The 12,358-nt window shown below is 66.5% G+C and carries 7 protein-coding genes; 1 reads left to right on the top strand and 6 read right to left on the bottom strand.

Annotation, left to right across the window (positions count from 1 at the left end):
• Positions 1–28: 28 nt before the first annotated feature.
• The 3 genes from nbtC to ACVWY6_RS08320 are packed head-to-tail and all read right to left on the bottom strand — an operon-like array spanning position 29 to position 5,332.
• The gene (nbtC, locus tag ACVWY6_RS08330; protein ID WP_457537332.1) at positions 29–3,223 is read right to left on the bottom strand and encodes a nocobactin polyketide synthase NbtC; all 3,195 of its coding nucleotides are present in this window, start codon (positions 3,221–3,223) and stop codon (positions 29–31) included.
• Positions 3,216–4,550: a beta-ketoacyl [acyl carrier protein] synthase domain-containing protein gene (locus ACVWY6_RS08325; protein ID WP_457537330.1), complete on the bottom strand. Its 1,335-nt coding sequence runs from the start codon at positions 4,548–4,550 to the stop codon at positions 3,216–3,218. The genes nbtC and ACVWY6_RS08325 overlap by 8 nt, the downstream gene beginning before the upstream one ends.
• Positions 4,551–4,561: 11 nt before the next feature.
• Complete coding sequence (locus tag ACVWY6_RS08320) at positions 4,562–5,332, bottom strand: thioesterase II family protein (protein WP_457537329.1); 771 nt, start codon at positions 5,330–5,332, stop codon at positions 4,562–4,564.
• A gap of 167 nt (positions 5,333–5,499) precedes the next feature.
• Between ACVWY6_RS08320 and ACVWY6_RS08315 the strand changes: the two genes are divergently transcribed.
• Positions 5,500–6,126, top strand: a complete 627-nt coding sequence (locus tag ACVWY6_RS08315) for a GNAT family N-acetyltransferase (protein WP_457537328.1) — start codon at positions 5,500–5,502, stop codon at positions 6,124–6,126.
• Positions 6,127–6,153: 27 nt separating this feature from the next.
• Here the strand turns inward: ACVWY6_RS08315 and ACVWY6_RS08310 are convergent, their stop codons facing one another.
• The 3 genes from ACVWY6_RS08310 to ACVWY6_RS08300 are packed head-to-tail and all read right to left on the bottom strand — an operon-like array spanning position 6,154 to position 12,292.
• Positions 6,154–7,476 carry a SidA/IucD/PvdA family monooxygenase gene (locus ACVWY6_RS08310; RefSeq protein WP_457537326.1) on the bottom strand — a complete coding sequence of 441 codons (1,323 nt, stop codon included), beginning with the start codon at positions 7,474–7,476 and terminating at the stop codon, positions 6,154–6,156.
• Complete coding sequence (locus ACVWY6_RS08305) at positions 7,473–11,009, bottom strand: non-ribosomal peptide synthetase (protein WP_457537324.1); 3,537 nt, start codon at positions 11,007–11,009, stop codon at positions 7,473–7,475. The genes ACVWY6_RS08310 and ACVWY6_RS08305 overlap by 4 nt, the downstream gene beginning before the upstream one ends.
• 8 nt (positions 11,010–11,017) lie before the next feature.
• A complete protein-coding gene (locus tag ACVWY6_RS08300; protein WP_457538550.1) occupies positions 11,018–12,292 on the bottom strand; it encodes a salicylate synthase in 1,275 nt (424 codons plus the stop codon).
• Positions 12,293–12,358: the final 66 nt, after the last annotated feature.

Here is a 12,358-nt window from a genome sequence, read left to right as displayed (position 1 = left end):
TTACCTGCATTCAGGAGTGCGATGGCCGTTACCCGCCGACGGTGGTCTCAGACCCCACATCCATCAACCTGACCACCTCGTCGAACGATGCGCCGCCCAGGATCGCCTCCACCGGAAGGTCCCGATCGAGTTCGGATTTCACCCGGCGACGGAAATCGAGCGCCTGCAGCGAATCGAGCCCGAGCGCGACCAACGGCACGGTCCGGTCGATGTCAGCCCCGTCGATGCCCATCACGCGGTGAAGCTCGGTGACAACCAATTCGGCAAAAACCGCGCTGTCCGTCGGCGCAGCGGGCTTCTCGGGTGCGGCCGGTTCCGACGCCGTCGGCGAACCGGCCGCCGCCGGCGAAGGCGTAGTCGGCAACACGGAAGAAGCCAACTGAGCCGGCGGGCGTTCGGGGACCAGCCCGGCGATCAGGGGTCCGTGCCCGAACAGGGACACGATGTCGTGTAACTCGGCCCAGTCGGCCGCGGCGACGATCGTGTCCGCCGTCGCACCGGTGAAGGCCACCGACAACGCGTCCGCGGGCCGCATGGGGATGACACCTGCCCCTTCGACCCGATCGACGCCGGCCGTGTCGAGTGGACCCTGCACGTTCCACAACCCCCACTGCACCGACGCCGCCCGCATGCCCTGTTCGCGCAGGGTGCGCGCCAGCACATCGAGCATCCGGTTGCCTGCCGCGTACAGGATCTGGCCGCGACCTCCGAGGGTTGCCGCGATCGATGAACACAGCAGCACGCGACATCGCGGCGCCAGCGGTGTCGCCCCCAGCACATGCATGAGACCGACGACCTTCGATCGTGTCGCTGCCGCAACGAGATCGGGTGTGATGTTGCCGGATTCGGCGTCCACGTAGTTCACCGCAGCATGTACCACCACGTCCACCGGCTCGGTCACGTGATCGGAGACGAACTGCAGAACCGATGCCTCGTCGCCGACGTCACAAGCCACGACATCGACCCTCGCGCCACCCAGACTCCCGACGTGCCGCAATCGGTCTGCAGTGGAAGCGGTGTCGCCTGATCGGCTGAGAAGGGTGATCCTGGTCGCGCCCCGCGTGGCGAAGTACTCACAGAACTCCAGACCCAGCTTGCCGGTTCCGCCGATGATCACCACGTGATCGTCGGGACCCGAACCGATGGCTGGATCGTCGAACCCTAGTGGTGCGGCCTCCCCGAGCACGGGTGCGGGGCGGTCTACAGCGTCGACGTAGGCGAGGCGTTTTGCGTAGACCTTGGCGCCGCGCAGGGCCAGCTCTGGCTCGGCAGCGATGTGCAGAGCGCCGATGACGGCGGAAGCCGACGGCGCACCGTCGCCGGGAAGATCGAGGTGCCGGAACGTCGTGCGCGGGTACTCGGCTGCCAGACAGCGGAATCCGGCGTTGGCAGCGGCATGAAACAGGTGTGGGACCGGGTCGTCTGGCACCACGTGTTCGCCGGCTGCAGTCACGAGCCAGCATTCGGCGGCGTCGGTGACCGCGGCCGGCAGCCAGCCCCGGTTGCCGAAGAAGTCGGAGAGGTCCGCGATCGCGGCGGGCACGGTGTCGCCGGAACCACTCGGCAACAGGATCACCACCGAATCGAACTGCGCCGACCCCGACGGTAGCTGCTGTCGGTACATGCTCGCGGTGGCGCCATGGGCCGGCGCTGCGGCGCACAGGTCGGCGGCCCATTGCTCACACCGCCCGGTGTGGTCGACCAGCAGAATGGAACGCGGTGGCACGAGCGTGCGGCGCGCCAGTCGCGTCCACGTCTCGGTGATGCGGCGGGGCAACAACGCCGAGTCTTTATCGGGCACTGCCGATTCCAGTTCCTGCCCAGGCGCCAGATGCGAGGCCCACAGCGACCGCCGCGCCATCTGCACGTGAGGGAAATCGGGCAGCGGGGGTATGGGTTCCACGCCGGCGACAGCGAGGGACTCCCACCGATAGCCGGAGTCGTTGACGGCGACGGTGGCGAGATTGTGTGTGAACTCGCGCAGGTCTTCTGCGCTGCGCCGCGACGTCCCGATCACGGGCATCGCCGCGTCAGGCGATGCGGTCGCGATGTTCTCCTGGATGGCAAGCGCCAGGGTGGGGTGCTCGGCGATCTCGATGAAGGTGTCGGCCCCGCTGCGCACGGCGCCGCCGACCGCGAGATCGAACCGGACACGGTTACGAAGGTTCCAGAACCAGTAGTCCGACAGCGGCTGTGACGGCGACATCGCCTTGCCCAGGGTGCCACCGAAGCAAGGGGTCGACGTCTCCGTGAATCTCGGGTTCTCGAGCTTGTCGGCCAGCGCCTCGCCGAGTTCGTCTCGGAATCTGCTGACGATGGAGGTGTGCGCCGGGTAGTCGACCCGGATCTCTTTCGCGAACTTTCCTGCGGCAGTCAGTGTTCCGACCATGTCATGCACCGTCGAACGGTCACCCGAGATGCACAGGATGTGCGGAGAATTGACCACCGACAGCTCGGCCCACCCCGAATGTTCGGCCAGTAACGCCTCGCACTCATCACGGTCGATGGCGACCACCGCCATCGAATAGCCGGTCGGCGAGAACTCGACGACCAGATTCGCCCGGGTGGCCACCACGTGGATGACGTCCGTCAACGACATCGCTCCCGAGATGTATGCCGCGGCGATCTCACCTTGGCTGTGCCCCACCGTCAGCATCGGTTCCACGCCGAACGACCGCCACATCTGCGCCAGGGCGATCATCTGCATCAGAAGTGCGGGCTGCACCACGCGGATGTCCTCGTGCACACGCCCGTCCGCGTCGACCGAACGCTCCTGCTGATCGAGCAGATAGTCCCTGGGGCTGATTCCGTACAGCTCGACGAAGATGTTGTTCATTCGGTCGACCTCGTCCCGGAAAACCGGTGACGCGTCGTAGAACATCTTCCCCATACCGGGGTACTGACTGCCCTGCCCCGGAAAGACGAAAGCCGTTGTCCGCCTGGTCGCCGGGCCGCGGCCACGCACCACGTCCGGATGGTCGCCACCGTCCGCGAGCGCCCGCAGGCCGGCAGCGAGGCGATCCCGGTCGGAGGCCATCACGACTGCCCGATGCCTGCGGACCACACGGGTGCGCATCAGCATTGACGCGACAGCACTCGGGGTCACCGTCGGGTTGTCACGCACATACCCCGACAACGTGCCGGCCTCGGCCGCCAGGAGCTCCGGCGAATCAGCAGACAGGAGAACCGCGGTCCGGCCGTCGGGCAGGCGATGATCAGGCATGCCGAGCTCCCGCGGTATCGACGGCCACGGCACTGTCCTGCATCGCGACGATCGCATGCGCATTGGTGCCCGAGACCCCGAAGGACGACACGGCGCCGTAGCGCACACCGTCTTTCGGCTCCCAGTATTCGAGGCCCTCGGCCAATCGGAGCGCCGAACTGTCCCAGTCGACCTTCGTGGTGGGCCGATCGGCGTACAGTGTCGGCGCGATGTGCCCGTTGCCGCCGCAGAGCAGCATCTTGATCAGGCCGAGCATCCCCGAGGCGGCCTGGGCGTGGCCGGCGTTCGACTTCACCGATCCCAGCTTCACCGTCCCGGCGCTCCCCTGCCCGTAGGTGTTCTGCAACGCGGTCAGCTCCATCGGGTCGCCGAGCGGTGTCCCGGTGCCATGCCCCTCGATCAGGCCGATGTCGCCGGCCTCCACCTCCGCTGCCGCCAATGTCTTCTCGATCAGGCGAACCTGCGCCGCCGCACTCGGCACCACGATCGGCATTCCCTTGCCGTTGTGGTTGATACGTGTTGCCAGCAAGCGCCCGTGGATCCGGTGTCCGAGCGCCCGCGCCCTGGATTCGCGTTCGACGACGACCACACCGGCCCCTTCACCCCACAGAGTTCCGGTGGCATCGGCCGCATACGACCGGCAATGTCCGTCCGATGCCAGCCCGTTGTTCTTGGAGAACTCGTAAAACGCAGCGGGAGAACCCATCACGCAAACGCCGCCGGCAAGCGCCCAATCACATTCGTCGTCGCGGACCGCTCCGGCAGCGAGGTGCAGGGCCGTCAGCGACGAAGCACAGGCCGTGTCCACACTGATCGATGGACCGACGAGTCCGAGGCTGTGTGAGATCCTGCCGGCAACCGCGCCGAGCGCGGTTCCGGTGATGCGGTGACCGCTGAACTCGTTGACAGCGGCCGCTCGCGGGCCGTACTCACTGATCGACACGCCCATGTAGCAACCGACCTCCGCATCCTCCAGAGAACCGGGGTTGATACCGGCGTCCTCGAGTGCGCGCCAGGCAACTCGCATGGCGACCCGCTGCTGAGGGTCCATCGCGATCGCTTCGCGTGGACTGATCCCGAAGAAGCCCGGGTCGAAATGCGATGCGCCGTCGAGGAATCCTCCGGCATCGGCGACGGCACTCCAGCCGTCGAGCCGGTGCAGAGCGAACAGCTCCTCGATCGGCCAGTCGCGGTCTCTGGGAAAAGGACCGATCAGCTCACGCCCGGCGACGAGTGCCTCCCAGAAGGCTCCCGTGTCCTCGATTCCTCCCGGCGCTTCCACGGCCATCCCGGAGATGACGATCGGATCGTTCGCGTTGGCTGACATCGCCGGCTCCGCTACCGCTGGATCGATTGTTGTGCTGCCGCGGGTTCGGCGACGAGCAACTCGGCGACATCGTCACGGTTCTCGTCGAGATAGAAGTGGCCGCCGTCGAAGACGGTCACATCCACCGAACCGGTGGTGTGTGTGCCCCAGCCGTGCAGTTGGCCGGGGGTGATGAAGGGGTCCTCCGCGCCCCCCATGGCGCGGATCGGGGCCGCTACCGTCACATCGGTGCCGCAGGAGTAGGCATCGAAGGCGCGGTAGTCGATCTTCATGACAGGCAACGCCATCCGCATCACATCCGCACTCGCCAGCACGTCACCACCGGTGCCGTTCAGCGCCGAGAGGTGCTCGAGCAACTCCTCGTCCCCGGTCGGGTGGGGAGGCAGGTCCGCAACCTGTGATGGCGCCACCGCCGCCGACACCCCGAGCAACCGCACGTCGATGCCGCGGGCTTCGGCCAGACGGACGAACTCGAACGCGGTGACAGCACCCATGCTGTGGCCGAACACGGTGATCGCTGCCTGCCGGTTCCATCTCGATTCGACGAACTCTGCAAAGGCGCCCGCAGCAAGATCGGGCAAGGTTTCAGCCGGCGCCTCCCGTGCGCGGTCCTGCCGTCCCGGATATTGGAAGACGATCACGTCGAAGGAGGAACTGAGTTCTTTGGAGAACGCCCGGTAGGTCGATGCCCCGCTACCCGCGTGAGGAAAGATCAACAGAGGCGGATTCGCCGGGGACGTGGGCTGATGGAACTGCCGGATCCATCCGAGGTCGCGTGACATCTACGTACTGCTCCTTCATTCTCCGGCGGCCATGGGCCGACACCCCAGGCGACCAGAAGCGCTGCTTTTCCGGCGGCCAGAGGCCGGTTCCCGGTACCCGAAGGCCGGAACTCCTTGGTTAGGCTACCCTACTTGCGTCCGGCTGAACTGAACGGAGCACGACCGACGTGACCTCGCATGTCCTCAAACGTGAACTCACCGACGTCGGTGACGATGTCCGGGCAGCCCCACCGCCGGTGGTGCCCGACTTCGATCCGCCGTTCGCGTTGCGCCTCGTCGACCCTGACGGCTCCGACCCGGAGATGCTCGCCGCGTGGATGTCGCTGCCGCACCTGGTGGAGACCTGGGAACAGCCATGGTCGGCTGCGCAGTGGCGAGCAGACTCGGCAGCACGCCTTGCCGGCGACTACTCGCGCCCGTGCATCGTGAGTGCCGATCTCGCCGCATTCGGAGTCTCCGGTGAGGCGATGACCGAGGTGGCGTACGTGGAGCTGTACCGCCCGGCCCGCGACGAGAACGCCAAGGTGTATCCAGCTGCCCCCCGCGACATGGGCTTTCACATCGCGACCGCACGGACCGACCTTCTCGGCCGAGGTGTGATGTCGACCTGGATGCAACGGCTCGCGGAGGCGATCTGGACGGCAGATCCGTTGTGTCACACGATCTTTGTGGACCCGGATCATCGAAACGTCCACATGCGGCGGGCTCTGGCGAAGAAGGGTTACCGCGATCTCGGTGAATTCGACGTGCGGCCCGGCCGCCGGATTGCGCTGCACTCGCTCAGCCGGCCCTGAACCCGCTCCCCGGAGTCGGCCGGTCGGTCACCTACGCCCGTAGCCCGCCTGTGCCCGCCGGCCCGGTGACACCTTCTCGGGCGCGCGCAGCAGACGATTGGACAGCTCTCCCAGACAACTGAGGTTCGGAAAACCAGGGCCCTGGGCGAATCCGGCCAGATTCGGCAGATACAGCTTGGGAAGCAGACCGGTGACCGAGAGGTCGTAACCGATGGACAGTTCCAGACGTTCCTGATCGATCGGCCAGCCGATCGCGAGTTCGATGAGGTCTGTGGTGGCCGGGTCGAACAGCTCCATGAACCACAGGGGCTGTCCACCCGTGGCATCCACCACAAGGTCGAAGGTGTGCGCCTGGTCCGAACGCAGTTCGTTGTGTAGTGTCACCGCCACCGACTGCCCTTGCTCCACCACCCGCACCACTCTTCCCTGCAGGTGATGGACTCGGGCGTCGCTGATCAGGTTCTCCTGCACGCGAACCGAGAACACTCCGCGGTCGGTGCGGCGGATCACGTCGCGTCTCTCGGCAGTGCTCAGCGCCGCCCACTTCGACGGGTCGCTGAACAACGCGTTCTCGAAGAAGCTCTCTCCGCGGGTGTAGATCGTGGCCATCGGCGAGATGACGGAGATCGTCATCGCGTCGTGCCGAACCAGTTCGTCCAGTGCAGACCCGGCGGTCTCCCCACCGCCGATCACGGCGGCCCGAGACGATGCGGGAATTTCCCTGCGGCCGGCCAGGTTCCAGAACTCGGCGATGCTCAGTACCCGTGGATGCCGGGCCAGGGCCCGATCGCTGCGGCCCGGGCCGGAGATCATCAGCGCGTCGGCGGAGATCTCCTGTATCGAGCCATCAACTCCTGACACCTCGACATTCCAGCCGGGGCCATCGGCCGAGATCTTGCGCGCCGTCCCGAGCACAACCTCCAGGTCGATCTTGCTCGCCACCCACTGCAGGTACTTTGCCCACGTGCTGTGGGGAGGTGCCGGCCTGCCCCGATCGATCCATTCCGAGTAGGTGCCTCGGTCGATGAGATACGACGTCCAGCTGTAGGCCATCATCCGCGTGTTGATCTCGTGGTTGTGCCCGCGAGCGATGTTGGAACGGTACGGAAATCCGATGTCCTTTTCCGGGCTCGTGCCCAGTCGATGCCGACCGTCGGTCCATCCACCCCCGGCTTGCCAGTTGGCGCCGACGGCATGCGATTCCACCGCCAGGACACGCGGCGCCGGCAGGCCGAGCTCCCGCATCACCGTCGCCTTGGCCGCGACAGCAAGCGCTTTCGGTCCGGCCCCGATGATCAGGAGCGTCTGCACTGGTCCCGTCAGCCGGTCCGACCCGCCCGCACCGCTCATTCGGTCACCAGGTCCGCAAGTTCGTCGTCACCCATGGCGATGACCTCGAGGTACATGTCCGCAACCTGCTCGAGGCGGCCGACGACAGGGTCCGAGGCCATCAGCCGAGCGGCGATCGACGCAACCGTCCGTCCGGAGAACACATCGCCGACAACCGCATTCGGAGCATCAAGCCACTCACGGACACGGGCGACCAGTGTGGTCGCGAGCACCGAGTCCCCACCGAGAGCGAAGAAGTCGTCGTCTCGCCCGACCCGGTCGGCCCCGATGAGCTCGCCGACGATGTGGGCGAGCGCGCGCTCGAGTGCGGACCGAGGTGGTTCGAACCCCGAGCTGGTGTCCTCGATGTCGAACATCGTGTGCACCGCACGGCGATCGAGTTTCCCGACGCCGGTGATCGGCATCGTTTCCAGGATGAGCAACTGTACGGGGATCATGTACCCGGGCAGCAACTCCCGAAGACCGTCCAGCACGGCCTCGCGCTGGAGCGAGGCACCGAACTCCGGCGACACGGCGGCCACCAACGTGGGAGCTGCGCCCGTGAGCACCGACGCCACCGCACGGTGCACCCCAGGCAGCAACCGGAGCGCGCCCTCGACCTCACCCAGTTCCACCCGGTAGCCGCGGATCTTCACCTGATGGTCCGCACGTCCGAGAAACTCCAGGCAGCCGTCGGGCCAGTAGCGCGCCAGATCGCCGGTGCGATACCAGTTCTGGCCGTGGTGGCGCACAAACCGGTCGGCGGTGCGTTCGGGGTCGCCGCGATATCCGTGCGCGACCCCGGCTCCACCGATCCACAGTTCGCCGGCCACCCAGTCCGGGCAGTCGTTGCCCGTGGCGTCGACAACCCGGCACTGCACGTTGTTCAGCGGCGTTCCGTACGGCACTGCGGCCCAATGATCGGGCGGGTCCACCGTCTCGCAGATCGTGGCGTGGATGGCCGTCTCGGTGGTACCACCGAGACCGGCAACCCGAACGCCCGGTGCCAGCGCCGTCATGCGGCGGGGCAGGTCGACGCCGACCCAGTCGCCACCGAGGAACACCGCGCGCACCGATGCGAGCGCGGTGCTGCCGGCGGGTGTGGCGTTGAGCAGCATGTCGAGCAGGCTGGGTACGCATGCGAGCAGCGTGATCGAATGGCGCTCGATCAGTGCCTTCCAGACGTCGGGATCGGTGCGCTCGGCGTCGGTCATCGTGACAACTGTGCCGCCGACACCCCACAGTCCGAAGATGTCGTAGATCGACAGATCGAACTCGAGGTTGGAGACCAGCAGGGCGCTGTCGGCGGCAGTCACACCGAAGCGGTGATGGAGGTCGTCGATGGTGTTCATGACCGCCCGGTGTGGCACCTCGACCCCTTTGGGGATCCCGGTGGATCCGGATGTGAACAACACGTATGCGACGGACTCGCGGTCCGGGATCGCTGCCTCTGTAAGAGGGGCCGGACACTGTGCGGCGTCGGTGTAGGTGAGCGCTGTGAGGCCGGTAGGCAGGTGGGGATCGGGAGTGGCACCCACCCAGGCGACAACCTGTCCGGCGGCAAGAATGTGCGCTCGCCGCGCCGCGGGTTGGTCGTGACCCACCGGTACGTACGAGGCGCCTGCCGCCAGGATGCCCAGGGTGGCGATGATCTGTTCGGGACCTTTCGGAAGCTGTACCGCGACAGCCTGACCCGGCTTGACACCCGCCTGGTGTAGCGCCCCCGCGACAGCGAGAGCTGCTGCGCCGACCTCACGATAGGTCAACAGGCCCTCGGTGCCGAACCGGATGGCTGCAGCCTCCGGAGTCCTTGCCGCCCATGAGAAGAAGCCCTCGTGCAGCACCTGTCCGCTGGTCGGGTGGTCGGTCGCGTTGACCCTGTCGCGCACCGCACGCTGATCAAGGGGAAGCTGCGGGGTGGTGTCGGCCTCCCAGGCCGCCTTCGAGAGGGTGAGCCTGTCGACCGCGACACGGTACTGGGTGAACATCGCGTCGATGACCCCTGGAGAGAACGCCGATTCACGCACGTCCCAGTTGAGCAGTAGTCCGCCCCGCACCTCGGTGACCTGCGCATCGAGCAGGACCTGCGGGCCCTGCGAGACAATCCACTCGGGGTCGCCGAAAGTGTGCACCACATCGTCGTCGAACAGCTCACCGAGATTGAGTGCGCTGGTGTACACCACCGGCGCGAGCACCTGTTCTCCGCGATGGCGACCGAGGTCACGCAGTACCTCGAGCCCGCTGTACGAGGCATGAGACCCGTTCGCGTGCATCACCTTCTGCAACGCGCGAGCGCGGTCGAGAATGGACGAGTGGGCAAAGGCGTCGACGTCGAGCAGGACAGACGTGGTGAAGTCGCCGATCAGCCGATCGGCGTCGGGATGTACGGCCTCACGCTGGAACAGGGGAAGATTCAGCAGGAATCGGGGCGAACTAGACCACCGCGCGATCGACTCGGCGAACACCGACGCCAGAGCCATGGCCACCGTCACGCCACGCTCGTGCGCTGCCGCGATTAGGGTCTCCTTGGCTGCCGCGTCGATCCAGTGGTGATGACGCACCACTCGGTGCTCATCGGTTCGCTGCGACCGCGGAACCAGCGGAAGTGCTGGGGCCGAGGGTAATTCATCGAGCCGATTCGCCCACCACTGCTGATCGCGATCACGATTGACGTCCGGGTGTTCGCCGCGCCAGGCGAGGTAGTCCCGGTAGGTGAACTCGGCGGCAGGTAGTGAACGGCCGTGATAGGACGCAGCCAGGTCGGCAAGCAAAGTCCGGTAGCTCATCGCGTCACCGGCGATCATGTCGACATCGACGTGAAGTCGCGTCCTGCCGTCTGGCAACAGGGTCAGGGTGATGTCGAGGACCTGACCTTCTTCGATCGGCAGCATCTGGTGAGACTTCTTCTGCCGCAGTTCGTTCAGGGCCTGCTCGACCTGCGCATCGTCGGCCGATCTGAGATCCACGACACCGAACACCTCGCGGCCGGGTTCGGCCAGCACCCGCTGCGTACCGTCGGACAGGATCTGTACCCGAAGCATCGGATGCGCCGCGACCAGATGTGCAACGGCTTCTCGGAGCCGTGACGGATCCACATCGGCTCCGTCGAACTCGACGTAGAGATGGGCCGCGACACCGCCCAGGTCCTGACCTTCGGAGCGGCCGATCCAATAGGCATGCTGCATCGGCGCCAACGGGAAGGGCCCCGACTCGGCGAGCGCCTCGTGCGGGGCATCCGGCGATGCCGGATGTTCGTGCGTCGACGGAAGAATCGACACCCCGCCGGCCTGTGACCGCGTCGATGCCGGGTGTCCACCGATGAGGTTCGCCCAGGCGGCAACCGATGGGGCCTCGGCCAGCTGCGCGAAGTTCACGTTGTGGCCCCGTTTGCGCCAGCCACCCGCGATCTTCATCATCCGGATCGAGTCGAGACCCAGTCCGATCAGGTCGGCGTCGTCGTCGATGGTCTCCGGAGAGCACCCGAGTTGCTCGGCGATCTGCCGGCGGATCTCATCGAGGCCGACCTTGTCAGTGGGCTCGGTACCGTCGTTCATCACACGGCTCAGCGGTCGTCGGATGTGCGTTCGACGAGATAGGGCGCGATGCTCCCCAACTTCTCACACGTCTCGATGAATTCCCGCTCAGGAGACGACTGGCCGACGATGCCGGCACCGGCGCGCACCCAGGACCGACCACCTTCCCGGAAGACCGTGCGCAACGCCAGTGCGGCCTCGAACTCGCCTTCGGACGAGGCGGTCAGAACCGCTCCCGAGTACAGTCCGCGCCTGGTGTCCTCCAGGCGGTAGATCGCATCCACCGCAGCAGGTTTCGGGATACCAGAGGCGGTGACCGAAGGAAAGAGCACCTCGAGCGCGTCCCAGGGTCCGAACTCCGGCGCCAGCGTTCCCTGCACGGTCGAAGCGAGGTGCTGAACACTGCCCCGTTCGCGGACCACCATGAACTCGGTCACCGCGGTGGTGCCGGGCAGCGCCACCGACTGCACCTCGGTGAATGAGGTACGGACCGAAACCGCGTGTTCCACAATCTCTTTCGAATCCGACACGAGCTCGGCACGAGCGGCTGCGTCGAGTTCGGGAGACCGGCCGAATGCGCGTGTGCCCGCCAGTGGTTCGGTGACGATCCGGCGATTGGCATCAACCGATCCGACGAGCTCCGGGCTGAAACCCGCAGCTTCGAGACCACCGAGCCGAAGCAGGAACGAACGAGCAGGGTTGTTCTTCTTCCTGCCTTCGCCGTAGGTGGCGGCGATGTCGACGTCGAACGGGACATCGACCCCTCGCGAGATGATCACCTTCTCGTAGTCTCCACGATGGATCTCGGCCACCGCCTTCGCCACGCGACCCCGGTAGTCCGACGGATCGTCGTCGACCGGCAAGGGACTGGGCGACACCGGGTGAGAATGCGGCGCACGGCCCGCCATCTCGCGCAGTCTCTCGGCCAGTTCGTCGCCGGCACCCTCCACCCGGATGCCGTCGGGTTCCACCCACGCCTCGAACTCGGGCACGACGAGGTGGGCGAGCACGCTGCCTGCGGTGAGGTGATCGCCGGCACCGAGACCCGGCGCGCAGAAGTCGAACGCGATCCATCCGTAGACACGCCAATGCGGGAAGGGAAGCCCGGCGAGCGCTGCGGAGATCGCGCCGGCAGGTAGGCCCGACCAGGCTTGTGACGTCGACTCGGTCCCGATCGTCGTGACCACCTCATCGGTGGTGAGCACCACGCTGGCCCGCTGTCCCCCGGCGAAAACCCAGCGATTCTCGCGTTCGTACACGACGTAGTCGTCGGCGACATCCGCCTGCGCCCAGGCCGCACAGATCTGTGCGGCACCGAGGTCCCCGTGGAGCGCCCCGGACTCGTCGCCGCCCTTGTTGTCGCCGCCCTT

It is taken from the genome of Williamsia sp. R60 (assembly GCF_054063855.1).
The sequence above is the reverse complement of the archived record's forward strand: the minus strand, read 5'-3'. Positions and strand labels throughout refer to the sequence as shown.

Bases quoted from the DNA above. Each gene is read 5' to 3' on its own strand.
- ACVWY6_RS08310 (WP_457537326.1), bottom strand. From the start codon at position 7,476: ATGAGCGGTGCGGGCGGGTCGGACCGGCTGACGGGACCAGTGCAGACG.
- nbtC (WP_457537332.1), bottom strand. From the start codon at position 3,223: ATGCCTGATCATCGCCTGCCCGACGGCCGGACCGCGGTTCTCCTGTCT.
- ACVWY6_RS08320 (WP_457537329.1), bottom strand. From the start codon at position 5,332: ATGTCACGCGACCTCGGATGGATCCGGCAGTTCCATCAGCCCACGTCC.
- ACVWY6_RS08325 (WP_457537330.1), bottom strand. From the start codon at position 4,550: ATGTCAGCCAACGCGAACGATCCGATCGTCATCTCCGGGATGGCCGTG.
- ACVWY6_RS08305 (WP_457537324.1), bottom strand. From the start codon at position 11,009: ATGAACGACGGTACCGAGCCCACTGACAAGGTCGGCCTCGATGAGATC.